General features: G+C 69.0%; 21 protein-coding genes and 1 pseudogene. 12 read left to right on the top strand and 10 right to left on the bottom strand.

Annotation, left to right across the window (positions count from 1 at the left end):
* Window positions 1-6: 6 nt before the first annotated feature.
* The 6 genes from TPAU_RS10595 (at window position 7) to TPAU_RS10570 (ending at window position 7996) form a co-directional block, all read left to right on the top strand.
* Window positions 7-1314, top strand: coding sequence for a styrene monooxygenase/indole monooxygenase family protein (locus TPAU_RS10595; protein WP_013126748.1), 1308 nt, complete (start codon window positions 7-9; stop codon window positions 1312-1314).
* A gap of 73 nt (window positions 1315-1387) precedes the next feature.
* Window positions 1388-2845, top strand: a complete 1458-nt coding sequence (locus TPAU_RS10590; RefSeq protein WP_013126747.1) for an APC family permease — start codon at window positions 1388-1390, stop codon at window positions 2843-2845.
* A gap of 4 nt (window positions 2846-2849) precedes the next feature.
* Window positions 2850-3734 (top strand): Gfo/Idh/MocA family protein, encoded by an 885-nt coding sequence (locus TPAU_RS10585; protein WP_013126746.1) that lies wholly within the window; start codon window positions 2850-2852, stop codon window positions 3732-3734.
* Window positions 3731-6241, top strand: coding sequence for a sensor domain-containing protein (locus TPAU_RS10580; protein ID WP_013126745.1), 2511 nt, complete (start codon window positions 3731-3733; stop codon window positions 6239-6241). The genes TPAU_RS10585 and TPAU_RS10580 overlap by 4 nt, the downstream gene beginning before the upstream one ends.
* Before the next feature lie 83 nt (window positions 6242-6324).
* Window positions 6325-6666: a hypothetical protein gene (locus tag TPAU_RS10575; RefSeq protein ID WP_013126744.1), complete on the top strand. Its 342-nt coding sequence runs from the start codon at window positions 6325-6327 to the stop codon at window positions 6664-6666.
* Window positions 6667-6763: 97 nt separating this feature from the next.
* On the top strand, window positions 6764-7996 hold the full coding sequence (locus TPAU_RS10570; RefSeq protein WP_013126743.1) for an alpha/beta hydrolase: 1233 nt from the start codon (window positions 6764-6766) through the stop codon (window positions 7994-7996).
* Here TPAU_RS10570 and TPAU_RS10565 read toward each other — a convergent pair whose 3' ends face one another.
* The 7 genes and pseudogenes from TPAU_RS10565 to TPAU_RS10540 form a co-directional block, all read right to left on the bottom strand.
* Window positions 7997-9010 (bottom strand): 3-oxoacyl-ACP synthase III family protein, encoded by a 1014-nt coding sequence (locus tag TPAU_RS10565; protein WP_013126742.1) that lies wholly within the window; start codon window positions 9008-9010, stop codon window positions 7997-7999. It abuts the gene before it with no gap.
* Entirely contained in the window at window positions 9010-9642 is a 633-nt protein-coding gene (locus tag TPAU_RS10560) for a hypothetical protein (RefSeq protein ID WP_013126741.1), read from the bottom strand. Before TPAU_RS10560 ends, TPAU_RS10565 begins: the two co-directional genes overlap by 1 nt.
* Entirely contained in the window at window positions 9639-10901 is a 1263-nt protein-coding gene (locus TPAU_RS10555) for a thiamine pyrophosphate-dependent enzyme (protein WP_049825823.1), read from the bottom strand. The genes TPAU_RS10560 and TPAU_RS10555 overlap by 4 nt, the downstream gene beginning before the upstream one ends.
* Window positions 10902-10983: 82 nt before the next feature.
* A pseudogene (locus TPAU_RS23505) lies at window positions 10984-11277 on the bottom strand (thiamine pyrophosphate-binding protein); the annotation flags it as partial.
* 113 nt (window positions 11278-11390) lie between these two features.
* Complete coding sequence (gene meaB, locus TPAU_RS10550) at window positions 11391-12383, bottom strand: methylmalonyl Co-A mutase-associated GTPase MeaB (RefSeq protein ID WP_013126740.1); 993 nt, start codon at window positions 12381-12383, stop codon at window positions 11391-11393.
* Entirely contained in the window at window positions 12383-14620 is a 2238-nt protein-coding gene (scpA, locus tag TPAU_RS10545) for a methylmalonyl-CoA mutase (RefSeq protein ID WP_013126739.1), read from the bottom strand. Before scpA ends, meaB begins: the two co-directional genes overlap by 1 nt.
* Window positions 14620-16413, bottom strand: a complete 1794-nt coding sequence (locus TPAU_RS10540) for a methylmalonyl-CoA mutase family protein (protein WP_013126738.1) — start codon at window positions 16411-16413, stop codon at window positions 14620-14622. The genes scpA and TPAU_RS10540 overlap by 1 nt, the downstream gene beginning before the upstream one ends.
* Before the next feature lie 159 nt (window positions 16414-16572).
* On the opposite strand from TPAU_RS10540, the gene TPAU_RS10535 reads away from it, so the two are divergent.
* Window positions 16573-17262, top strand: a complete 690-nt coding sequence (locus TPAU_RS10535; protein ID WP_013126737.1) for a TVP38/TMEM64 family protein — start codon at window positions 16573-16575, stop codon at window positions 17260-17262.
* A gap of 18 nt (window positions 17263-17280) precedes the next feature.
* On the opposite strand, the gene TPAU_RS10530 is transcribed toward TPAU_RS10535, so the two are convergent.
* A complete protein-coding gene (locus tag TPAU_RS10530) occupies window positions 17281-17982 on the bottom strand; it encodes a phosphonatase-like hydrolase (RefSeq protein WP_013126736.1) in 702 nt (233 codons plus the stop codon).
* Window positions 17979-18743 (bottom strand): GntR family transcriptional regulator, encoded by a 765-nt coding sequence (locus TPAU_RS10525; protein WP_013126735.1) that lies wholly within the window; start codon window positions 18741-18743, stop codon window positions 17979-17981. Before TPAU_RS10525 ends, TPAU_RS10530 begins: the two co-directional genes overlap by 4 nt.
* A gap of 154 nt (window positions 18744-18897) precedes the next feature.
* Here TPAU_RS10525 and TPAU_RS10520 point away from each other — a divergent pair, with 154 nt between their 5' ends.
* The 5 genes from TPAU_RS10520 to TPAU_RS10500 all read left to right on the top strand — a co-directional run bounded on the left by TPAU_RS10520 (window position 18898) and on the right by TPAU_RS10500 (window position 23917).
* Window positions 18898-20001, top strand: coding sequence for a TIGR03364 family FAD-dependent oxidoreductase (locus tag TPAU_RS10520; RefSeq protein ID WP_013126734.1), 1104 nt, complete (start codon window positions 18898-18900; stop codon window positions 19999-20001).
* Between the two features lie 70 nt (window positions 20002-20071).
* Window positions 20072-21103, top strand: a complete 1032-nt coding sequence (locus TPAU_RS10515; protein WP_013126733.1) for a 2-aminoethylphosphonate ABC transporter substrate-binding protein — start codon at window positions 20072-20074, stop codon at window positions 21101-21103.
* The gene (locus TPAU_RS10510) at window positions 21100-22257 is read left to right on the top strand and encodes an ABC transporter ATP-binding protein (RefSeq protein WP_013126732.1); all 1158 of its coding nucleotides are present in this window, start codon (window positions 21100-21102) and stop codon (window positions 22255-22257) included. Before TPAU_RS10515 ends, TPAU_RS10510 begins: the two co-directional genes overlap by 4 nt.
* Window positions 22254-23123 carry a 2-aminoethylphosphonate ABC transporter permease subunit gene (locus TPAU_RS10505; protein ID WP_013126731.1) on the top strand — a complete coding sequence of 290 codons (870 nt, stop codon included), beginning with the start codon at window positions 22254-22256 and terminating at the stop codon, window positions 23121-23123. Before TPAU_RS10510 ends, TPAU_RS10505 begins: the two co-directional genes overlap by 4 nt.
* Window positions 23123-23917 carry an ABC transporter permease gene (locus TPAU_RS10500; protein WP_013126730.1) on the top strand — a complete coding sequence of 265 codons (795 nt, stop codon included), beginning with the start codon at window positions 23123-23125 and terminating at the stop codon, window positions 23915-23917. Before TPAU_RS10505 ends, TPAU_RS10500 begins: the two co-directional genes overlap by 1 nt.
* On the opposite strand, the gene TPAU_RS10495 is transcribed toward TPAU_RS10500, so the two are convergent.
* Window positions 23862-24791 carry a LysR family transcriptional regulator gene (locus TPAU_RS10495; RefSeq protein WP_013126729.1) on the bottom strand — a complete coding sequence of 310 codons (930 nt, stop codon included), beginning with the start codon at window positions 24789-24791 and terminating at the stop codon, window positions 23862-23864. The two genes, TPAU_RS10500 and TPAU_RS10495, sit on opposite strands and share 56 nt — an antisense overlap.
* Between the last annotated feature and the right edge of the window lie 12 nt (window positions 24792-24803).

Below are 24803 nucleotides of genomic sequence, written 5' to 3'. Positions count from 1 at the left end.
ACGACCATGACGCAGACACGCATCGCCATCATCGGCGCGGGAGTGGTGGGTGCCACCGCCGCTCTCGTCCTCGCTCAGCGCGGCCATCAGGTGGACCTGTACAGCGAACGGACCGCTGAGCAACTCCGCGACGACGTCCCGGCAACGGGCACCGCGGTGCTCTTCGGGCACTCCCGCGACGTCGACCACACGCTGGTCCCCGAGCTGTACCCGCAGGCCCCCGTATCCACGGGGATGAACACCCGCCTGCAGACCGGCGAGCCGGGTGCACTGGAGCAGGTGCTCGCCTTCGATCCCGACTTCGCGTACACGGCGGCCGGTATCGATGTGCGGCTGCGCGCCTACGACCGGATCCGGCTGTTCGAACAGGCCGGTGGCCGGTTCATCGTGGACACCGTGTCTCCCGAGAGCCTCGACACCATCGCCGGCCAACACGACCTGACCTTGGTCTCCACCGGAAAGGGCGGTCTTTCGGGTCTGTTTCCCGTCGACGAGGCCCGTACCGTCTACCGCGCACCGCAGCGACAGTTGCTGGCGGCGGCGTTCGCCGGGCTCGGTCACGGCGACGACGTGTTCACCGCCCGTGGTCACGGCGCAGGCGCACACAATGTGTTCAACCTGCATACCGACCACGGCGAGATCTGGATCGGTCCGTACTGGCACAAGGACGCCGGCGCCACCTGGAGCGTCCTGGGGTTCGCCAAGCCCGGGGGCGCCTGGGTCGAGCGATTCAACGAGGTCACCGATCCGCAGAGTGCCCTCGAGGTGGTCGTCGGTATCTACCGTGATTACTTCCCCGACGACCTCCCCGATATCGAGAAGCTCCGCGTGATCGAGGAGGACCGCCACCCGTGGCTGCGGGGCGCGGTGACGCCCACGGTGCGCCAGGGCGTCGGCTTCACCCGCAGCGGCCATCCCGTGGCGTCGCTCGGTGACACCTCGATCGCGTTCGACCCGATCGCGGGGCAGGGCGCGCAGACCGGCTTGATCCAGGTGGCCGCGCTGGTCAAGGCGATCGACGACCGCGGACCGAACTTCACCGCCTTCACCCCGGACTGGATCCGCGACCAGTTCGACCGACACTGGGAGGAGCGCGGCCACGCCGCCGCCGAGGTGACCCGGCTGTTCCTGGGTGACCCGGACTACGCCTTCGCCGCCGGCCCGCTGTTCGCCGGCGCGACCGCCGACGACGCCGTGGGCGCCGCGCTGTTCAACCTGCTCTCGGTTCCCGATCCGATCCTCGATCTCAAGACCGAGGACGACGTGCAGCGGTTCATCGACGAGGCGAAGACCGCCGCTCTGGTCCGGAGTTGACCGGGCTGCGCCCCGCGAACGTGTCAGTCGATAGCTCTGCACGCGTCCCGGGGCGCGAGTAGGGTCCCGCGGAATGGACCTGTTGCGGACCAAACCGATTGCCCGGATCAAGGCGGACGGCGCGGCGGAGGGCGGCCTACGACGCGACCTCGGGCTCATCGACCTGGTCGGGTTCGGCGTCGGAATCGTGATCGGGACCGGCATCTTCACCCTGACCGGCATCCAAGCCAAGGTGAACGCCGGGCCCGGTATCGCGGTCTCGTTCGTGGTCGCGGGCGTCGTGAGCCTGTTCGCCGCCCTCTGCTACGCCGAGCTCGCCTCCGCGGTCCCGACGGCGGGCAGCGCGTACACCTACGCCTACGCCACCATCGGCGAAGTGTTCGCCTGGATCATCGGTTGGGACCTCCTCCTGGAGTTCGGACTCGGTGCGGCGGTCGTCTCCCGCAGTTGGTCGGGGTATCTCGCCGATCTGTTCGGGCTTCCGCCCAGCCTGTTCACCGAGGAGGCACCGGTGAACGTGGGCGCAATCGCGATCATCCTGGTGCTCGGGCTGGTCGCCGCCTTCGGGATCCGTGAATCTGCCCGGGTGACCAATGGACTGGTCCTGGTGAAGGTCGGGATCTCGGTGTTCGTGGTGATCGTGGGGGCGTTCTTCGTCACCCGGTCGAACTTGGTCCCGTTCATCCCCGAATCGGTACCTGCGGCGGCCGGGGGCAGCGCGCTCGACCGCCCGTTGATCGAGACCGTGCTCGGCGGCGCACCGTCGCATTACGGGATGGCGGGGATTCTCACCGCCGCGGCGGTGGTCTTCTTCGCCTACACCGGATTCGAGGCGGTCGCCAACCTCGGTGAGGAGTCCAAGCGACCCGAACGCGATATGCCGCGCGCCCTGATCGGCACCCTGCTGGCCTGCACCCTGCTGTATGTGCTGGTGTCCCTGGTGCTCACCGGCATGGTCAAGTACACCGACATCGATGAGAGCGCGCCCCTGTCGAAGGCCTTCGAATTCGTGGGCGCAGGGTGGGCCGGAGATCTCGTCGCCGTGGCGGCCGTGGCCGGGCTCACCTCGGTGATCCTGGTCGAACTGGTCACCATGGGCCGGATCGGGTACGCCATGGGCCGCGACGGACTGATCCCACCGGCGGTGGCCAGAGTCTCGCCGAAGCACGGCACCCCCGTGCGCTTCACCGTGCTCGTGGTGATCGTGTGCGCGCTGCTGGGCGGTTTCGTGCCGATCGAGAAGCTGTCCGAGATGGTCAGCATCGGCGCCTTGTTCGCCTTCCTTCTGGTTTCTCTCGCGGTACCCGTGCTGCGCCGCACGAAGCCCGATCTGAAGCGGCCGTTCCGCGTCCCGTTCTCGCCGGTCATCCCGATCCTCTCGGGTCTGGCGTGTGTCGCCCTGATGACGAATCTGGCCATCGCCACCTGGTTGCGGTTCCTCGTCTGGTTCCTTCTGGGTCTCGCCATCTATCTTCTATATGGACGGCGTCATTCGGTGCTTGCCCGTGAGGCCGCGGCCGAGAAGGAGTAAGAAGTTGAGCGCATCGCTGCGGGTGGGTCTGGTCGGAGCGGGCCCGTGGGCCCAGGAGACCCATGCCCCCGCGCTCGCGGCGCATCCGGGCATCGACTTCGTCGGTGGCTGGGCACGCAACCCGGAAGCCGCAGCCGCACTGTTCCCCCAGTCCTTCGACTCCGTCGACGCACTGTTCGCCGCCGTCGACGCGGTGGCCTTCGCGGTTCCGCCGAACGTGCAGGCACCGCTCGCCGTCCGGGCCGCCCAGGCGGGCAAGCACGTCGTCCTGGACAAGCCGATCGCACTCGACGTGGCCGGTGCCGAAGAACTGGCCGCAGCCGTGACGGCGGCGGATGTACGTTCGATCGTCGCGTTCACTCGTCGGTTCGCCCCGGAGACCCGGGATTTCGTGGCGCGCGCCGCGGCCCTGGACGCGGTCGCGGTCGAAGCGCAGTGGCTCTCCGGTGCGGCGCTCGCGGGGAGATTCGCCGCGTCCGCGTGGCGTCAGGAACAAGGTGCCCTGTTCGACGTGGGCCCGCATATCCTCGATCTGGTCGACGCTGTGGCCGGTGCCGTCGAATCCGTTGCCGCGGCGCGGTACGACGAGCCCAGCGACACGTGGACGATCCAGCTGGAACACCGCAACGGCGCGGCCTCGACGGTATCGCTGTCCTTGCGGACCCCGGCGATCCCCACGGTGATGCGGGTGGCTGCGCACTCGGGGGCGGGCGTCGCGGTGCTCGAGAGCCGGGACACATCGGCCGTCGCCTGTTTCGGCGTGCTTCTCGACGAATTCTTGGAATCGATCTCCACCGGGGTCGACCATCCGCTCGGCGTTGCGCGTGGCCTCGTCCTCCAGCAGCTGATCGGGCGGATCCAGGACGCGGCGAGGGCGACCGGTCGATGAACCACGATGGGCTCGCGGCCCTCCTCACCGACGATCTCTATCGCACGTTCATCGAGCGCTCGCACGACAGCTTCTACATCCATGACGTCGAGGGCCGGCTGGTGGCGGTGAACCCGCAGACCTGTGTGAGCACGGGGTACAGCCGCGAAGAGTTGTTGCAGATGAATGCGCTCGACATCGTCCAGATGACCGCGGAGGCGGCACGCATCGGGTGGGCCGAGGCTTTCGCCGGGCGGACCGTCCTGGTGCCGGCGATGCATCGGCGCAAGGACGGCAGCACCTTCCCGGTCGAGGCACTCTTGTCCAGCCATCTGATCGGCGACCAGCGCTACATCGTGGGCCTCAGTCGCGACATCTCCGAGCGGGTCGCTTCCGACCGGGCGAAGCGGGAGGCGGCAGCGCGCCTGCAGGAGCGGGTCGAGGAGACGAAGACGTCGTCGCAGCGGACGGCGGACCTGCTCCAGGCCGTGATCGATGCGGCACCCGACCTGGTCTACATCAAAGACCGGGCGGGCCGCTACCAGTACATCAATGCCGCGGTCGCCAAGCTCTCCGGCGTCGCACCGGAGGACGCGGTCGGCAAGGACGACACCGTGCTCTTTCCCGGCCCTCTCGCCGAGACGTTGATGGCGACGGACCGGCGGATCATGGAGACCGGCGTCGGCCGTGAGGTCGAGGAATACCCGGTAGTGGACGGCGTCAAGCGCACGTATCTGTCGAACAAGTCCGCCCACCGGGACGCCGACGGGAATGTGATCGGGTTGATCGGCATCTCCCGGGACGTCACGGCGAGCCGTAGCGATGAGGAGCGCCTGCGGCGCAGCGAGGCCCGTTGGCAATTCGCGATCGACGGTGCCGGCGACGGCATCTGGGACTGGGATCCGTTGTCGGACCGCATCTTCTACTCCCGGCAGTGGAAGCAGATGCTCGGGTACGAGGACGACGAGATCGAGGACTCCGTCGAAGCCTGGGCCGCGCTGGTGCATCCGGACGATTTCGAACGATGCTGGGAGGCCGTGCACCGGGTCGCGCGCGGCGAGGCCACCGAGTACAAACTCGAGCTCCGGCTGCTGACCAAGAGCGGTGAATGGCGGTGGATCTACGACCGCGGCCGGGCGATGGAATGGGACGACGATGGACGGCCCACGCGCATCATCGGTACCCATTCCGATATCACCGAGCGGCATACGCACGAGCGCGAGATCCGCGAGCTGACGCACCGGCTGCAGTGGCGCGCCGATCACGATGACCTGACCGAACTGCTGGGACGGACCACTTTCGTCGAACGCGCCACGCGCGTGGTCGAAGAGCGCCGTGCCGACGGCGCCGAGTTGGCCGTACTGTGGGTCGACCTCGACTCCTTCAAGCGCATCAACGACTCGCTCGGCCATAAAGTGGGCGATCTGGTGCTGCGCGTCGCGGCGCAGCGACTGATCGCGGCATGTGCCCCGGACGATCTGGTCGGGCGCCTCGGCGGCGACGAGTTCATCGCGCTGCGGCCCCGCGTGTTGCCGAACGACGATGTGCTCGCTTGGACCGAGCGCGTCCGCCTCGCGCTGGCCCGCCCGATGGAAGTGGATGGGATTTCACTGACAGTGACCTGCTCGATCGGGCTGGTCGAATCCACCGCACAGGACGACATCGGCCAGTTGCTGATCGACGGCGATCTGGCACTCCTGCACGCCAAACGGTCGGGACGCAACCGTGTGGTCCGGCACAGCTCGACGTTGCGCGCCAGCCAGCAGGAGCGGGTCGATCTCGCGACGCACATCCGCGCCAAGATCGACTCCGGCGACATCGTGGTCCGATACCAGCCGGTGGTGGACTTCACCACCGGTGAGATGGTGGGTGCCGAGGCGCTGACCCGGATCGCCGGTCCCAATGGCATCGAGCTCAGCCCCGGGGAGTTTCTACCGCACCTCGAGACCCTTGGACTGATGACCTCATTGGCCGCCCTCGTCCTGCACCGTGCGTGCGCGGATTTCGCCTCCGCTCCGGAATTGGGGTGGGTGTCGGTGAACCTCGCCTCGGAGGACCTACTGGTTCCCTACCTCCCCGCCACACTGGGCCGGACGCTCGACGTGACCGCCCTCGATCCCGCGCGACTGATCCTCGAAATCAACGAGCGTGTCGTGCCCGAGCCGCACATCCTGGCGGCCACCCGGCGGTTGTCCGAGCTCGGCCCGCGCATCGCGCTCGACGACTTCGGTACGGGCTGGTCCAGCATGGCTCAACTCAAAGACCTCGACCTCGCGTTGGTGAAGATCGATCGATCGGTCGTCACGGCCTCCACCACGCACGACGATCCCCAATTGGAGGCGATGCTCACGGCGGCGATCGCCATGGCGCGAGCCCTGAACCTCGATGTGATCGCCGAAGGTATCGAACGGGTGGAGGAGGCTCGGGCCCTGGCCGCCGCCGGTGCCCGGGTCGGGCAGGGGTTCCTGTGGAGCCCCGCCATTGATTTCGCGGCGCTCCGGACCTGGTCTCCGGAGCCCGCTTCCTGACCTGCGCCACCGGCGCATCCGCGGGACCGGAGCGCTGATCTGTGCCCCCGCCGATCACCGCGGCATGTGGCTACGCTGGAAGCATGACCACTTCCGGCGATGCACAGCCCCCGGCGTCCGAGCCGACCGCACCGGCGACCGCCGAGGTCCCCGTCGACGTGCCGATCGAAGCCGAGATCGTGGATCCGACCCCCACCGGGGCCGATGTCAGCGGCTACACCGACGCCGGGGTGCCGACGTTCGATCACGTCCGCGAGAGCATCGAGCGGCGCACCGCCACCGCGCTCGGTTTCCAGGAGCTCTCCCACGGCTCCGCCGCAGGCGATAACGCCGAACGCGCCTTCGCCGAGCGAGAGAAGGCTGCGAAGGCGAAGCTCGACGAGATCCGCAAGTCACTGGGCAGTACTCCCCCGCCGTCCGGGTAGGGACCCACCCCCAGGCGGGGGAAGACACGCGGGTACGCGGGCAGGGCAGAATGAAGGAACGACGACGCTTCTTCGAAGGTGACCACTCGTGACGCCGATGCTGGACGTTCCGCTGACCGCGGGCATGCTCCCGGTCGTGCTCGCACTGGCGGGCGCGCTCGGTCTGGCAGCGCTGCTTGTGCGTCTGCCGCGGCGCCGGCCGGCCCGCACGGTCGCGCTCTGCGTGCTCGGCGGGGTCGGCCTGACAGCGGTACTGGATTTCCTCGTGGAGTACGTGTGGCGGCCGTTCCCCGACCGCCTGGATCCCGCGGTGCTCTTGTGGGTCGCCGTCGCGCTGACCGGAGTTCTGTTGGCGGTCGTGCACGTCGCCGATCGGCGCAGCTGGAGAACGGCTGCGGCCAGTGGCACAGCGCTGATCGCGGTGTTCGCGATGGCCGCCGCAGAGATCAACATCGTGTATTCGGCCTACCCGGTGGTCGAGGACCTGATGCCGGTGGAGTATCCGGACACCGTGCCCGCGCCGGAGGCCGGCAGCAAACCTGCGCGCGGCAAGGTCGTGAACGCGACGATTCCGGCGACCACCTCGAAGTTCGCCGCGCGGCCCGGGCTGGTCTACTTCCCACCCGCGTACCTCTCGGCGGCGCGGGGCCGGTTCCCCGTGCTCGTCCTGCTCGCCGGCCAGCCCGGCGGACCGCGGGACTGGTTCGTCGGCGGCAAGCTCGCGCGAACGATGGACGCGTACGCGCAGCGGCACAACGGAGTCGCGCCGGTGGTGGTGGTACCCGATGCGACCGGTGGCCCGCTCGCCAATCCGCTGTGTTCGGATACCCGGCGTGCGAAGGCGGCGAGCTACCTCGGCGTCGATGTCCCGGCCTGGATCCGGCGCAGCCTTCCGGTGGCCACGGAGCCTTCGGCGTGGGCCGTCGGCGGCTTCTCTTACGGCGGTACATGCGCCTTGCAGCTCGCTACCGGCTATCCCGACGTCTATCGCAGCTTCCTCGCGCTGTCCGCGGATGCGGAACCGGATCTGGGCGGGCCCGCTCGCACCCTCGCCGAGGGCTTCGACGGTGACCGCGCGGCCCTGGAGCGCAACAGCCCCCTGCGGCGGATGGCCACGCAGCGCTACCCCGATACCGCGGGCGTCGTGGTGGTGGGCACCGACGATCCCGCGGTGCAGGCGGCCTCGGTGAAGATCCGGTCGGCGGCGGCACGGTCGGGTATGGACGTGCGCGAGCGTCGTCTGCCCGGTGGGCACAGCTTCGCCGTGTGGACGCCCGGCCTCGCCGCCGAACTGGACTGGCTGGGCGCCCGAATGGGCCTCGGGGACTGATCAGGTCTCGAGCAGCGCCCCGGCGGCGAAGTCACCGGCGTGCGCGAACGCGCCCAGTACCACCGACTCCCCGCTCGCGATCCGGCCGTCTGCGTACGCCGTCGCCAGGGTGTGCGGGACGCCGACCGCGAACAGGTTGCCGCATTCGTCGAACGTGTCCGGATGACGGTCCGGCGGCAGCTCCAGGGCTTCCCGCCAGTTGCGCAGGAAAGTGCGGTTCGGCTGATTGGTCACGAGGTGCCCCACCTGCGGGCCGTGCAGCCCGCAGGCTGCCGCGGCGGCGAGCGTGACCTCGGGCACGAGTCGGTTGCCGCGGGCCAGCACCGAGGCGATCTTGGATTCGGTGAAACCCACGTGCAATTGCCCGGTGCCGGGCTCCCAGTACTTGCGTGGGGGGTCGATCGCGGCGGTCATATCGCCCGCGTATTCGCTGTGCTGCGCGATCACCACCTCCCGCACTGCGATACCGCCGGCGTCCGGGTCTGCGGTGACCAGCGCGGCGGCGGAACCGTCTCCGGGAATCGCCGCCTGGGGCAGTACGCGGACCCGGTCCTGGGTGAACACAGTGCCGGCGGCGTTGGTCGCGGTGAGCAGCAACGCGCTGTGCGCGCCGCCGGCGGCGAACACCGTGCGAGCCAGGTGCAGCATGAGTATGAAGGCGGCGCAGCCACCGTTGTGCAGGTCCAGGACCAGTGACGGGGTGATCCGGAGCCTGCGAGCGACGTCTCCGCCGCAGCCCACAACGGGCAGGTCCGGTAGCTGGGAGTGGGTGAAGATCACCTCGACGTGGTCGATGGCATTGCCGCCCACCTGCTCGCGCAGCCTGCCGATCGCCGCGCACATCAGGTCCACATTCGACTCCCCCGGCGCTGCATGATGCCGGAACGCAGGTGGCGCGAACATCGGATTGTCCGACAGGGTGCGGCTGTCGGCGTCGGCGAACTCGCGGAAGTACTCCGCCGGGACCCGTTTCTCGGGGAGGTAGGAGGCGAGGCCGGCGATTCGGGCGGACATCAGGACATCCACTCGGGCCGGACCGGCAGACCGCGGGCGTGCCGGTGTTCGGCGATCGCCGTCAGATTCTCGAGCTCCAGTTGATGACCGGCGGAGAACATGTCCCAGAAGTCGCCCACCCATACGGGACGGTCGGGTGGCGCCGTCTCCGGGTACGGGTTGTGGTCGTAGAACGGATGGTGGCAGTTGGTCCACAGCACGACCGATCCGGGCTTGTCGAACACGGTCCGGGCGTCCACCACTCGCATCAGATAGATCATCCACAGATGTGCGCCCTGGTCCCAGGCGCAGTGATAGTCGACGGTGCGCGCCTGCGGCTGGGCCACCGTGCGGGTGTAGATCTCGGTCGCGTCGCCGAGCATGTCCCGTGCCACCCAGAGGCCGGGTTCGTCGGTCTCGCGGAAGCCGCGCAGGCTGTACGTCCACTCCTCCAGTGACCGAGTGTCGGAGAGCCACTCGTACACCGCATCTGGCGGTGCGTTCACGTAACCCTGCACGGTGCAGAATTCGCCGTACATCTGCTGGTGCGGGTACACCGAACGGAGTCGATCCAGCACCACCGCAGTGGCGACCGGGCGTGGATGCGTTTCGATGCGGATGGTTCCTTCGATATCGTCGAGCGGTGGGATCATCTCGGCTCCTTCGTCGATTCGGGCAGGATGGCGGCGAACGGCGGAGTCTCCAGCGGATCGGTGTCGACCACCAGGCACAGCGGCCCGCGCCCCGGACGTCCGAGTTCGGCTGCAGCGGAACGAATCGCATCGACGGTCCCGGCGCTGCGCACCCGCAGGGTGGGGAACATTGCGGCTAGGCCTTCACCGATCCTGCTGTGCCGGAACAGGTTGAGGCTCGGGAGGTCGGCGAAGAACCGGTCCTCGCGCGCGACGCACATGCCGTGAGCGTCGTTATTGAGCACCACGAGCAGCACGGGGGCGTTCGCCTCGATCGCGGTGTGGATCTCCATGCCGTGCATGTAGAAGGCACCGTCGCCAGCGAGGATCACGGTCGGTTCGCCGGTGGCGATGGCGGCGCCGATTCCCGCGGCGATACCGAATCCCATACCGCCCATCCCCAGTGCGACGACGAACCGTGAACCGGTGCCCAGCGGCAACCGATGGACGGCGGCGGCCCCCGCATTCCCGGCGTCGGCGAAGACGAGCGCGTCGCTGGGGATCGCGGGGGCCAGGGCATCGATGGCGTCGGCACAGGTGATCCGCCCGGTCCCCGAGCGCGGCACGGTGAGCGGTTCCGCACGTTCGCGCGTCCAGGGCATCCGTGGCGGCCCCGAGCCGAGCTGAGTCGTCAGGGAGCGCAGATACCGGGTGAGATCACCCGTGGACTCGTGTCGCGATACCTCGCACAGCGGCGGTGCCGAGTCCACGTGCACGGTGAAAGCCGCACGTAGTGCAGAGTCCAATCCTCCGCGATCCATCACATCCAGGTCGGTGCCCAGTGCGAGGATCAGATCGGCTTCGGCAGCCACGCGGGGCACCGACGGGTGCCCCATGACACCTGCGACCCCCACCGTATGTGCGCCGTCGGGTACCGCATCGCGGCCGTTGGGCCCTACCGCGACCACTGCCCCAATGCGCCGCGCCACCGTCCCGGCTGCCTCAGCTACCCGGGCTCGCGAAGCCGCAGCGCCGAGCAGGATCAGGGGACGCCGCGCGGCGTCGACCGCGCCGACGACGTCGGGCGAGCACGTCACCGGCGGCGGTGCGGGCCGACGGTGCCGCACATCGGGCTCCCACGGCGCTGTCTGGACATCCTTGGGCAGGATCACGGCGGCGGGGAACCCGTGATCGAGGGTGTCGAGCGCATGCTCCAATGCGGGACCGAGTTGATCGGGGGCTCCGACCCGGACGGCGAATCCGGTGACGGTCCGGAACATCGATGGTGCGCGGCCACGAGCACATGTCCTGGAAGCCGCCGCGGCCCTCCGCCGAGATCGGTGGGCTACCGATGAGCGCGAGGACCGGGACGCGGCTCTGGTAGGCCTCGGCGAGCGCGGGAACGCAGTTCATGGCGGCGCCGCCGGAGGTGGCGATGAGACAGGAGGGGCGGCCGGTGATCCGGGTGGCTCCGTCCGCCATCGCGCCGGCCCCGAACTCGTGCTTCGCGATGGTCAGGTGTATCCGGTTGCCTTGCGGCGCACGCATGAACGCGGCGAACAGATCCTCCGAGTTGGCGCCGTGAATCCCGTACGCGTTACGAATGCCATAGGCATGCAACGCGTTTGCAATTCCACTTGCGCAACTCGTGGTCACCTTCGTCACGGTAGGCGCGTGTGTGGTACATCACAATGGTGTGAAGCAAAGCAAACGAGCGCACGCCGGGGTCGGCCGGATGCATTGCGGCGGACGGTATCTGCCGATTCGGACTAATCGCCGGCGGGCGTAGCATCGAAGGCGTCGAGAAGCCGCTTCGCCGCCAGTGCGGGCGTGAGTCCGCCTGCCCGCACCGCGGTCTCGACCTCGTCCCGGATCGAGCGGACGCCGGCCGATCGCTCCACTCTCGCGAGGACCGCGTCGCGGACCATCGTCCACGTCCAATCGACCTGCTGTTGCTGCCTCCGACGGTCGAATTCGCCCGCCTCCTGCAGCGTTCGCTGGTGGCGCACGATGGCGTCCCAGAACTCGGGTACTCCGGTTCCCTCCAGGGCGCTCATGGTGAGTACCGGCGGTCGCCACAGCGACCCCCTGGGATGAATGAGCCGCAACGCGCTGGAGAGCTCCCTGGCGGCCACGCGCGCCTCGACGATGTGGTCACCGTCGGCCTTGTTCACCGACACCACATCGGCCAGTTCGAGCACGCCCTTCTTGATTCCCTGCAACTGGTCACCGGTGCGCGCGAGGGTGAGGAACGCGAACGTGTCGACCATGTTCGCGACCGTGACCTCGGACTGCCCGACTCCCACGGTCTCCACCAGGATCACATCGAATCCCGCGGCCTCCAACAGCACGATCGTTTCCCGGGTGGCCTTGGCGACACCGCCCAGTGTGCCCGAGGTCGGTGAAGGACGGATGTACGCGCGGGGGTTCACAGCGAGCGTGCCCATCCGCGTCTTATCACCGAGGATGGAACCGCCGCTGCGGGTGGACGACGGATCCACCGCGAGTACCGCGACCTTGTGCCCCAATGCGATCAGGTGATTGCCGAGCGCCTCGATGGTGGTCGATTTGCCCACGCCGGGCACACCGGTGATCCCCACGCGGATAGCCAGCGCCGCATCGGGCGCAGGCGTGAGCGCGAGGAGGAGTTCCTGGGCCAGCATCTGATGATCGGGGCGGCGCGATTCGACCAGGGTGATGGCCCGCGCCAGCACCGCGCGCCGATCGGCGCGGACTCCGGCGGCGAGGTCGTCGACGGACATCACGCCAGGTCGTACCCCAACGTGTCCCCGAGCCCGCGGAGCAGATCGACCGCGGCGTCCGCGATCACGGTGCCGGGCGGGAAGATCGCCGAGGCACCGGCCGAGTACAGCTCGTCGAAATCGCCGGGCGGAATCACGCCGCCCACGACGATCATGATGTCCGGCCGGTCGACCGCGGCGAGCGCATCGCGGAGCGCCGGAACCAGCGTGAGGTGCCCGGCGGCGAGGCTGGAGACGCCCACCACGTGCACATCGTTGTCCGCGGCCTGCTGCGCGACCTCCTCGGGCGTGGAGAACAGCGGACCCACGTCGACATCGAAGCCGAGATCGGCGAACGCGGTCGCGATCACCTTCTGGCCGCGGTCGTGCCCGTCCTGGCCCATCTTGGCGACCAGCACGCGGGGGCGGCGGCCGTCGGCCTCCTCGAACTTCGCCACCAGATCGGAAGCGGTCGTGATGGTGTCCGACGAGCCGGCTTCATCGCGATACACGCCACTGAGCGTACGGATCTCGGCCTGGTGTCGCCCGTAGACCTTCTCGAGCGCATCGGAGATCTCACCGACGGTGGCCTTGGCCCGCGCCGCGTCGATGGCCAGGGCGAGCAGGTTGTTCTCCAGTCCGCCTTCGCTCGAGCCGGCGGCCCGCGACAGATTCGCCAATGCGGCGGAGACCTCGGCGTCGTTGCGCTCGGCGCGGAGCTGCTCCAGTTTCGCGAGCTGCTCGGCGCGCACCCGGGAATTCTCCACCTTGAGGATCTCGATCTCCGCGTCCTCGGGAACCTGGTACTTGTTCACGCCGATCACGGGTTGGCGCCCCGAATCGATGCGCGCCTGTGTGCGCGCCGCGGCCTCCTCGATGCGGAGCTTCGGGATGCCCTCGGCGATCGCCTTGGTCATGCCACCCGCCTCCTGCACCTCTCGGATGTGCGCGCGGGCGCGCTCGGCCAGCTCGTGGGTGAGTGTCTCGACGTAGTACGAGCCGCCCCACGGGTCGATCGGCCGGGTGGTGCCGGACTCCTGCTGCAGCACGAGCTGCGTGTTGCGGGCGATGCGGGCCGAGAAGTCGGTGGGGAGGGCGATCGCCTCGTCGAGGGCGTTGGTGTGCAACGACTGGGTGTGTCCCTGCGTCGCGGCCATCGCCTCGACACAGGTCCGGGCGACGTTGTTGAACACGTCCTGCGCGGTGAGCGACCAGCCCGAGGTCTGCGAATGGGTGCGCAACGAGAGCGACTTGCTGTTCTTCGCATCGAACTCCGCGACCAGTTCGCTCCACAGTAAGCGCGCAGCGCGGAGCTTCGCGACCTCCATGAAGAAGTTCATCCCGATGCCCCAGAAGAAGGACAGACGCGGTGCGAAGGTGTCCACGTCCAGGCCCGCGTCGATACCGGCCTTGATGTACTCGACACCGTCGGCCAGCGTGTACGCGAGCTCCAGATCGGCTGTGGCACCGGCTTCCTGGATGTGATAGCCGGAGATCGAGATCGAGTTGAACTTGGGCATCTTCTGCGAGGTGAAGGCGAAGATGTCCGAGATGATCCGCATGGACGGCGCGGGCGGATAGATGTAGGTGTTGCGCACCATGAACTCTTTGAGGATGTCGTTCTGGATGGTGCCCGCGAGCTTCTCAGGGCCCACTCCCTGCTCCTCGGCCGCGACCACGTAGAGCGCGAGGATCGGCAGCACCGCGCCGTTCATGGTCATGGAGACGGAGACACCGCCCAGGTCGATGCCGTCGAACAGCTGCCGCATATCGAGGATCGAGTCGATCGCCACGCCCGCCATGCCCACGTCGCCGGTGACGCGCGGGTGGTCCGAGTCGTAGCCGCGGTGGGTCGCGAGGTCGAAGGCGACCGAGAGTCCCTTCTGACCGGCGGCCAGGTTCCGGCGGTAGAAGGCGTTGGACTCGGCGGCGGTGGAGAAACCGGCGTACTGGCGGATCGTCCACGGCTGGTTGACGTACATCGTCGGGTACGGGCCGCGGATGAAGGGCACCGCCCCGGGGTACGAGTCGACCGGATACCCGGCGTCGGCGATGGCCTCGCGGTCGGCGCGCGTGTACACCGGTTTGACGTCGATCCCCTCCGGGGTCGACCACACCAGTTGGTCGGGCGTGTAGGCGTGGGCCTGGGCGGCGGCCTCGACGAATGCGTCGACATCCGCCGCACGGGGTGCCTCCGGTGCAGGGGCGTCGGAGTCGAACGGGATGTCGGCGAAGCTGCCGATCGTGGTGTCAGTCATCACGCCCCCAATCGGGTGAGCAGGTCGTCGAGTACGGCAGCCGCATCGATCTTCGCGTGCAGATAGAAGTCGATCAGACCGTCACCGACGGTGCCGGGGGCGCCCGCGAGGAGCACGAGGTACCCCTGCTCGCGCAGCGACCGGGCGAGTGTTTCGCCCTCCTCGGCATAGCCGGCGTCCGAGCCTGCGAGGACCACGATCTGTGCGCCGGGCGAGCCGTCGACGGTGGCGGTGCCGGCGCGCTGCTCGTCGGCATCGAGCACCGCCTCGATACCACCGGAGGCGAGCAGATTGGTCACGAAGGTCGACCGTGCGTTGTGTGCGGCCACGGATCCGATGGTGACCATCCGGATCCGGGGGCGCACGCCGTGTTCACGCAGGAAGGAATCGGAGCGGGTCCGCAGTGCGTCGAAGGGCGCCGCGTACGAACGGAGGACGGGCCCGTTGGTGGCGGCCGACGGGGCGATGGGCGCCTCGGCGAGGTTCGGGAATTCGTTGACACCGGTGATTTTGCGGGCGCGTCTGGACACCGCGGCATCGCGACGTTCGGCCGCCTCCCCGATCCGGCCGGCGATCGACTCGTCGGACACTCCGGCGGTGAAACCACCGGCGCGCTCGACGGCCTGCAACTCCGCCCAGGCGGCCCGGGCCACATCGTCGGTCAGCGATTCGACGTGCCAGGAGCCGGCACCGGGATCGGCGACGCGGCCCAGGTTGGACTCCTCGAGGAGGAGCAATTGCGTATTGCGGGCGATGCGCCGGGAGAATCCGGCCGAGTAGCCCTCGACCCCGCCGGGAAGTGCGGCGTCGTATCCCAGAGTGGTCACGTAGTCGGCCCCGCCGACACCCGCGCCGAACGCGGCAACGGTGCCGCGGAGCATGTTCACCCAGGGGTCGCGCTGCGTCGTGGCAGCGAGCGAGGTGACCGCGTGCACCGGGGCGTTACCGGCCCCGGGATGGCCGAGACACTCGGCGACCCGAGCCCAGACGGTGCGCCACGCGCGGATCTTGGCGAGCGTGAGGAATTGGTCATCGGTCGCCGCGAGCCGGAAGGTGAGCTGATCGAGCGACGAGGCCGTATCGAATCCGGCGGCGACGAGCGCACGCACGTGGTCCAGCCCGGCCGCGGCCGCAAGACCCAGTTCCTGGGCACAGGTGGCGCCGGCGTTGTGCAGGTCGGCACCGTCGACGACGAGGGCGCGGACGTCTTCCGTGCGGATGACCGCGATGCGGGCCAGCTCGATCGCTTCGTCGTCGGAGACATCGGAGCGGCCGACCACGGCGGAGGTCAGTGGTGCGGCGCCCAGGCTCACCCGCACCAGGTCGGGCCGGTACTGGTCGCTCTGCGCCGCGGCGTCGAGCTTCGCCAGCACCTGCTCGGCGGCGCGTCGCGCCTGCGACCCCGCGGTCACCAGGATCGGGGCCATATCGGGATAGACGCCCTCGAGCAGCGGTCCCGGGTCGGGCCGGGTGAGCCACAGTGCACTGGCGCCGGATTCGAGGGCACCGAGTACATCGGCGGCGTCGGTCTCGGGGCCGAATACCTCGGCCACCCGCCATCCGAGGCGGACGTCGGGAGTCGGCGATCCGCCGCGCGTGTACGGGTACACACCGGGTAGCAGCGCCTCGGGCCGTTCATCGCGGCGCGAGTAGAGCGGTGCGATGAGGACGCCGTCGTCTTCGGTCGGGGTGGTGAGGGTCGCGATCGGGTCCTCGGGCGGAGTCCCGCCTCGCGACTTCGCGAGCACGGCGCCGACCGATGCGCGCCATGCGTCGTAGGGATTGTCTGCCACACGCCCTCCTCACCTGTGGCCCAGCACACCTGCGGGCCCCTGGCGCCGTGCCATCACAGCGGCGTCCGAGAACTCACGTTAACTGATTGCGCTTCCTACGCCCCAGTAGGGTGGTTCGGTCGCGGGCCGACCGGGCGCCACCGCGTATCTTGGCTCGACGTGGGTGCCAACGAAACTCGGTTCCGTCCCGGCGACCGATCGCTGGTGATCCGGGCGGCGGCCGGGGGCCTCGTCATCATCGCCGTGGTGGCGGCCGGATTACTGATGCCGCATCCCGCACCGTCGACGATCCGGGCGTGGGCGGACTCGACGGGCCCCTGGTTCCTGGCACTGTTCTTCGTGGCGCATGTGGTGGTGACCGTCTTCCCGGTACCCCGCACCATGTTCACGGTGTCGGCGGGCTTCCTGTTCGGCCCCGTCGTCGGGATCACCGTCTGCATGCTCGCATCGACCCTCGCCGCGATCATCGCCTTCCTCGGAGTACGGGAGATCGATCGCCGACACCCGTCCGAGGTCATCGCGCGCCTGCGCGAACACCGGGCGTACGCGCCGGTCGCCGCGCGTTTGCGCACCCGCGGCTGGCTCGCCGTCGGGTCGCTGCGGCTGATCGCGCCGGCACCGTTCTCGCTCGTCAACTACGCCTCCGCGCTCTCTCCGGTGCGGTTCTGGCCGTACACGGTGGCGACGGTGGCCGGCCTGGCCCCCGGCACGATCGCTGTGGTCCTGCTCGGTGACGCCCTCACGGGGCGCTCGGACCCGTGGCTGGTCGCGATCAGCGTCGGCCTGATGTCGGTCGGTCTCCTCGGCCTGGTCGCGGACGCCCGCATGCCGGCAAGCCCTAAGCCTTGACAAGCCGAATAGCAAGCCCTAGGGCTTTGCAGGGGCGGCCAGGAGCGCCGGGAGATCGGTGACTCCGTCGAGGACGTGGTCGGCGCCCGCCGCCGCGAGGACCTCCGGATCGGCCTTCCCGGTGAGCACCCCCACCGAGATCGCGCCGGCGTTCGACGCGGCCTGCACGTCGACCGCGGTGTCCCCCGCGGCGAGCACGCGGCGCACATCGCGCGCACCGGTCTTCTCCATCGCCCGGTGGATCAGGTACGGCGCCGGCCGCCCGGCCGGGACGTCGGAGGTGGTGACCACCGCGTCGACCGTCGATTCCAGGTCGGTCCCGATCTTCCAGCCGAGCGCGGCGAGCAGAGGATAGGCGACGGCGTCGTCGAACCCGGTGGTGAGCGCCACGGCGATACCGCGCGCCCGGAGCTCAGCGAGGGCCGCGGGCACGCCCTCAATCGCCCTCGGCGGTGCCGCGGCGTAGGCCTCGGCGAGTCGCTCGCGGAAACGCCGGAAGCCGGCGGCCACGAGCGTGTCCGTTGGCTCGATCCCGCCGAGGCGCAAAAGATGGGTGATGGCCTCCACCTTGTCGGTGCCCATCCAGACCTGCAGATCGGATTGCGCCACAGAGGCACCCGCGTCCTCGACGGCCCCGCGCAGCGCCTCGTAGACGGCGCCGCCATCGTCGATCGTGGTGCCGGCCATATCGAGTGCAACGAGATCGACGGGGTTGTTCATGCGTTTCTCCTGACGGCGACGGATCGCAGCGCTGCGTTCGGGGCTGCGAAGAGACGGTTCTCGACGGTCACGGTGGTCACGCCGGGCACGTACCTGTCCTCGGAGTATTCGACGATGTCGCCCGCGGAATCCGTGGTGGTGCGCCGCACGCGCAGCAACGGCGCTCCCTCGGCGAGGAGAAGATCGGCCGCATCGTCGGCGGTCGCCGCCACGGCGTCGAGTCGGTGGGTGGAGGCGAAAAGATCGGCTCCCCGGTCGAGCAGGAAACGGTTCACCGAGCCGGAATCCGGGTCGAACTCCATCAACTGACGTCCCAGGTCCCAGACGAAATACATCTCCTCCCGGAGCGCAGGCGCGCCGTCCAGGGTGCGCACTCGACGGAGCGCGAGCACGGGCTCCCCCGGCTCGATCTGTAGGCGCTCGGCAAGTTCCGCCGAGGCCGGCACTCGCGCCTGCAATGTGGTGCGCTGGCCCGGTTCACGGCCGTGTTCGCGGGCCCACGCCGTGAACGAGCCCAGGGCACTGGCGGAGTGGCTGGCCACATTCCGGCGCACCACCGGTGATCGACCTTGACCTCCGACGATGAGTCCCTCGGCACGGAGCGTCGCAAGCGCTTGTCGCACCGGGCCGCGCGAGGTTCCGAACTCCTCGCATAACGCCGCCTCGCTCGGCGCCTGCTGACCCTCGGGCCAGGTGCCCGCGGCGATCCGACCGCGGAACTCCGCCGCGAGGCGATGGTGGAGCGGCTGACCTGCTGACATAGACCTGAGTCTACAAGTGAGGATCAAACCCTGGTGGATCGCGCGTGAACACCTCGTGAACGCGTCGATTACCTGGGTGTACACGAGAACAACTTGTATAGACATCTGGTGATACACCTTGCGAGAGGTCGGCGCACAAGCCACGATCGAGGCTGTGAACAGCGCAGCGGACATCGTCATCGTCGGGGCCGGCGTCGTGGGACTGGCCCACGCCGTCGAGGCGCTCGAGCGTGGCCTCCGGGTGACCGTGCTCGAACGCGACGAACGCGCCGTCGGCGCCTCGATCCGCAACTTCGGCCACGCATGCGTGACCGGCCAGTCGGGCGAGCTCGCCGAGCTGGCGCATCTGGCTCGCGAGCGATGGCTCGACCTCGACGCACGAGCGCACCTCGGCGCCCGCGCAACGGGCGGTCTGGCGGTGGCCCGGCACAGCACCGAACTCGCCGTCCTCGAAGAATTGGCCGCGTCCCGCCCGGACGATGTGCGGCTGCGAACCGCCGCACAGACCCGGGCGGAGCTTCCCGGGGACGCAGCCGACGTCGTCGGTGGCGCGGCCCTCCTCTCGGATCTGCGAGTCGATCCGCGCACCACGGTGCACCATCTGGCCCGGTGGGTGCAGGCACAACCCGGCGCGGACATCGCCTTCCGCACCGCCTACCTCGGCTACGACGGCACTCGTGCGATCACCAGTCGCGGCACCATCACTGCCGGCCGCGTGATTGTCTGCGTCGGGCACGATCTCGACCATCTACTCCCGGAGCTGGCCGACGCGAACGAGGTCCGGCGGTGCACACTGCAGATGGCCCGCGCGGCCGACCCCGGGACGACGATCGAGCCGGCGGTGCTCTCCGCCACCTCGCTGCTGCGCTACCCGGCGTTCGCGCAGACGGCTGCCGCGACGGCACTGCGTGCCCGGATGGACCGTGAGCGGCCCGACCTGATGGGCATCGATGCCAACGTCATGCTCACCCAACGCCCCGATGGCAGTGTTCTCATCGGCGATTCGCACCACACTGAGGTCACGGTGGACCCGTTCCTCGACGAGTCCGCCTCATCGACCCTCCACGACGAGGCGGCTCGAATCCTGGGCCTGCGTGGCCTGCGCATCCTTGAACGCTGGCAGGGCGTCTACGCCTCGAGTCCGCAGCGTCCCTACCTCGTCGCCGAACCGGAACCGGGCCTCAGTGTCCGGGTCGTGACCTCCGGGGTCGGCATGACCATTGCGCACGGGCTCGCCCGGCGCCACTTCCCGAGCTGATCGTACGAACCCCCCCATCCGATCTCCCCTCTTCAGTTCCGACCACGTCATCCACGAAGGGCGATACCCCATGCGCATCAACCGTTCTCTCACCGCGGCGGTGGCCGTCGCCACCGTGCTTGCGGCCACCGCCTGCGGGGGCACCGGCGGCGGTTCCGGATCCGGTGATTCCGTCACCGTGTACAGCGCCGACGGTCTCGGCGACTGGTACAAGGCCGAATTCGCCGACTTCACCAAGCGAACCGGCATCACGGTCGCTCTGGTCGAAGCCGGTTCGGGAGAGGTGATCTCGCGCGCGCAGAAGGAGAAGTCGAATCCGCAGGTCGATGTGCTCGTCACTCTCCCGCCGTTCATCCAGCAGGCGCACCAGCAGGGCTCACTCGCGCCCTCCGGCGTCGATACGGGTTCCGTTCCGGCCGAACTGAAGTCGAATGACGGTACCTATGTGGCCGTGGTCAACAACTACTTCGCGATGATCCGTGGCACCGCTGCGCTTCCCAAGCCTGCCGACTGGGCGGAGTTGACCGGCCCGGCGTACAAGCAGAAGATCCAGTACTCCACCCCGGGAAAGGCGGGCGATGGCACCGCGCTCCTCCTTCTGCTCCAGCAGATCATGGGCAAGGAGGGCGCGCTCGCGTACCTCGCCGAGCTGCAGACGAACAACGTGGGACCGTCGACATCCACGGGCAAGCTCGGACCGAAGGTCTCGAAGGGCGAACTGAGCGTGGCCAACTCGGATGTGCAGATGGCGCTCGCCGCCATCGCCGCCGACAAGGTGGCCTACGAAGTGTTCTACCCGGCCTTCGGGGGCAAACGCAGCACGCTCCCTCTGCCGTACTTCATGGGGCTGGCGGCTCAGGCACCGCATGCCGCGAACGGGACCAAGCTCATGGAGCACCTGCTGTCGAAGCAGACCCAGCAGAACATCCCCGCCCGCGCCTGGGGTGCCCCGGTGCGCACCGATGTCACCCCGTCGGGCCAGCAGTGGGACGCTTTCCGCGCCGCTATCGACGGCGTCGAGATCTGGTACCCGAACTGGGATCAGGTGCTCAGCGGTCTCGACGCCGATATCAAGGCCTACGAGAAGGCGACCGGCCAGTGAGCGGCACGGATCGCGTCATCCGCGCGCCGCGGGGACTCGCCGACCACGAGGTGGACCGCACCGTCCGCCGCCGCTCGGCGGTGCGACTCGATCGGGTCAGCGTGCGCTACGGCGACACGATGGCGCTGCGCGAGTGCAGCTTCGAGGTGGCGCGCGGTGAAACCGTGGCCCTGCTCGGTCCGTCCGGATCGGGGAAGTCGACGGCACTCAAAGCCATCGCCGGTTTCGAGCAGGTCGCTTCGGGGACGGTGACGATCGACGAACGCGACGTGACCCGCCTCTCGCCTGCCAAACGCGGGATCGGCATCGTGGTCCAGAGCTACGCCCTCTTCCCGCACATGACAGTGCGCAAGAACGTCGCTTTCGGCCTCGCCGCCCGAGGCGCCGACCGGGCCGCCGCCGGGCGCCGCGTGGACGAGGTGCTCACCATGGTAGGTATGAGCGCCTACGGTGATCGCTTGCCCCGCCAGCTTTCCGGCGGACAGCAGCAGCGGGTCGCGATCGCCCGCGCCCTGGCCACTCGTCCTGCGGTGGTGTTGCTGGACGAGCCTCTCTCCGCGCTCGACGCCGGTATGCGCAAGGACATGCTCGGTGAGCTGCAACGGCTGCGGGCCGAGCTTCCCGAGGTCGCGATGGTGTATGTGACCCACGATCAGAGCGAGGCGCTCGCACTGGCCGACCGGATCGCCGTGATGCGCGATGCCCGGCTGGAGGCGATCGGGCACACCGACGAGCTCTTCCACACGCCGCCCACCGAATTCACCGCGACCTTCCTCGGTGGTGCCGACGTTCTCGAGGTGACCCACGTGCGCCGCGAGAGTTCCGGGCTCCGCGGTGACTACGGCCGCCGGGTCCTGCGTACCACGCGTACCGCACCCGCAGGCACGGCCGATATCGGTTTCGCGGTCCGACCCTGGGCATGGCGGTTCACCCGGACGGAGCCGGACAACGGGGTTCGGGTAACGATCGAACAGGAGCAGTGGCGTGGCTCGGTGCGGCACCTCACCGCCCGCATCGTGGACACCGGACGTCGCATCGGCGTCGACGTGCCGGTTCTCACCGAGGCTCCGATGAGAGCCGAGACCCTGTGGGCGGAAGTCGATCCCGCCGATGTCATGGTGGTACCACTCGATCGCGCCGGAGACCAGTCGTGAGCACTGTCGTGGCCCCGCCCGCCGAGCCGTCGCATGCGGTCCTGGCCGGGAAACGCGCCCCACGATGGCTTTGGGCATTGCCGCCGGTCGCGTTCGTCGTGGTGGCGGTGGCGTACCCGCTGACCGGAGTCGTCGCCCGGACCTTCACCGACAAGGCCGAGCGCCCAGCGGGCTTGGCCACCTGGCGCGAGACCCTCACCGACGGTGCCGTTCTCCGGGCGCTCGGCACGACGATCCAGGTGGCGGCGCTGTCGACGATCGGCTGCCTCATCGCCGGTACCTTTCTCGCGCTCGTGCTCGCCTACGTCCCGTTTCCGGGAGCTCCCGCGGTGGTACGGCTCATCGAGGTCGTCGTCTCGTTCCCCAGCTTCCTCATTCCGCTGGCCCTGGGCGTACTCCTGGGACCGGTAGGCGTGATCAACGCCGCGATCACGCCGCTCGGACTGTCGACCGGGGCGTTCAGCACATCGCTGTGGGGTGTGGTGCTGGCCGAGATCGCCTTCTACACACCATTCGTGGTGCGCCCCGTGCTCGCTGCATTCGGACAGCTCCCGGCGGCGCAGATCAACGTGGCGTCCTCGCTCGGTGCGGCACCGGCGAGGATCGTCGCCCGGGTGATCCTTCCCGCCGCGTATCCGGCGCTCGTTGCCGCCGCCTCCCTGACCTTTTTGTTGACACTCAATGAGTTCGGGATCGTGCTGTTCACCGGGGCGAAAGACGTGATCACCCTCCCGATGCTCGTCTACACCCGCTCGATCGTCGGCCAGGACTTCGCCTCGGCCGCCGTACTCGCCACCGTGCAACTGATCCTCTCAGTGGGTGCGTACCTGCTGTATCGCTCGTTCACCCGTCAGGAGGCGCACTGATGTTGATCCGCAACGGGGCCGCGCGCATCGCCGTATGGCTCGCATTCGCCGTAGTGCTGGTGGCGTTGGTGATCACGCCCATCGTGGTCACACTGGTCACCGCGTTCAGCGCCACCTGGACGTCGGTACTGCCGTCGGCACTGACCTTCGATCACGTGCGGGACGCCTTCGCGCCGGAGAACGCGGCGAGCGTAGGCGTCTCGGTGCAGACCGCGATCATCGCCTCCACGGTCGCGGTGGTCGCCGGCACCTGGGCAGCGCTGGCCGTGCCGGGGTTGCCACCGCGCCTGCGTGGGCTCGCCGACGCCTTCTTCCACCTTCCCGTCGCGGTGCCGTCGGTGGTGGTCGGTCTGGGAGTGCTGGTGGCCTTCTCCGCGCCGCCGCTCGTGCTCAGCGGGACGGCGGCGATCGTGATCCTGGTGCAGGCGATCCTGGTGTTCGCCTTCGCCTACTCGATGGTGTCCGCCGCGGCCGTCCAGGTGGACCCGATGCTGGACAAGGTCGGCGCGTCGCTCGGTGCGTCCCCGCTACGGTTGCTGGTGCAGATCAAGCTCCCGCTGCTCGCGCCGGCGATCGCCGCCGCGGCAGGACTCTCGGTGGCCCTGTGCATGGGCGAGCTCGGCGCCACGATCATGGTGTATCCGGCGTCCTGGCGGACACTCCCGGTCACGGTATTCACGCAATCCGACCGCGGCGACATCTTCGGCGCCGCCGCGAACACACTGTTGTTGGTGCTGGTCACCGTGATGATCCTGGGCGCGCTTTCAGCGCTCCGGCGGCACGGCCGGAACTGACCGCCAGCAGGGTCGAGACCACTTCGCGAGGTGGGGCGTCCTTGCGGCGCACCGCACGCAATCGTCGCCGGAGGTCCACGCCCGAGGTAGCGACCTCGACGAGTCTGCCGTCGCGCAGCTCAGCGGCCACCGCCAACTCGCTGAGCACTGCGGCGTGGCCGCCTGCTTCCACCATGATCTTCACCGCCGCATTGGTTCCCAAGGCCACGGCATCGGGATCAGGGGATCCACCGGCCCGAATCAGGGCCGCCTCGAACGCGTCCCGGGTACCCGCGCCGCGCTCACGGGTGACCAGCGTGAGGCTGGCGAGTTCGTCCACGTCCACCGGGCGATCGGCGCGGCGCCGGGTGAGGGGGTGTCCTGGCGCCGCTACCAGCACCAGCCGGTCGGTTCGGATCGTGCGGGCGGTGAGATCGGCGGGCACCGCCGGACCCTCGACGAATCCGACGTCGGCGACGTGTCCGCGGACGTCTGCGATCACCGCGGTGGTGTTGCCCACGGTCAGGTGCACGGGCTCGTCGGTGTACTCACGCATGCGGGCCAGCCAGGCGGGCATGAGGTACTCGGCGATGGTCTGGCTGCACGCGATCCGCACCGTGTGGTCGGCGCGGAGGGCCTCGGCCCCGGTCTGTAGGCCCGTCATGGCCGTGACCACGCTGCGCGCCCACTCGGTGACCGCCGCCCCTTCCGGCGTCAATTCGGCCCCTCGAGTTCGCCGATCCAGCAGGTCCAGGCCGAGCAGCCGCTCCAGGTTCCGCAATCGTGAGCTCGCGCTGGGTTGTGAGATCCCGCATTCGCGCGCAGCCGCAGAGATCGAACCCAGATCGGCGACCGCAACCAGTAATCGCAGCGACTCCACCGACGGCATCTCCATAGACCAATTCTA

Origin of the sequence: Tsukamurella paurometabola DSM 20162 (genome assembly GCF_000092225.1) — a bacterium.
GTDB lineage: Bacteria > Actinomycetota > Actinomycetes > Mycobacteriales > Mycobacteriaceae > Tsukamurella > Tsukamurella paurometabola.
The sequence above is the reverse complement of the archived record's forward strand: the minus strand, read 5'-3'. Positions and strand labels throughout refer to the sequence as shown.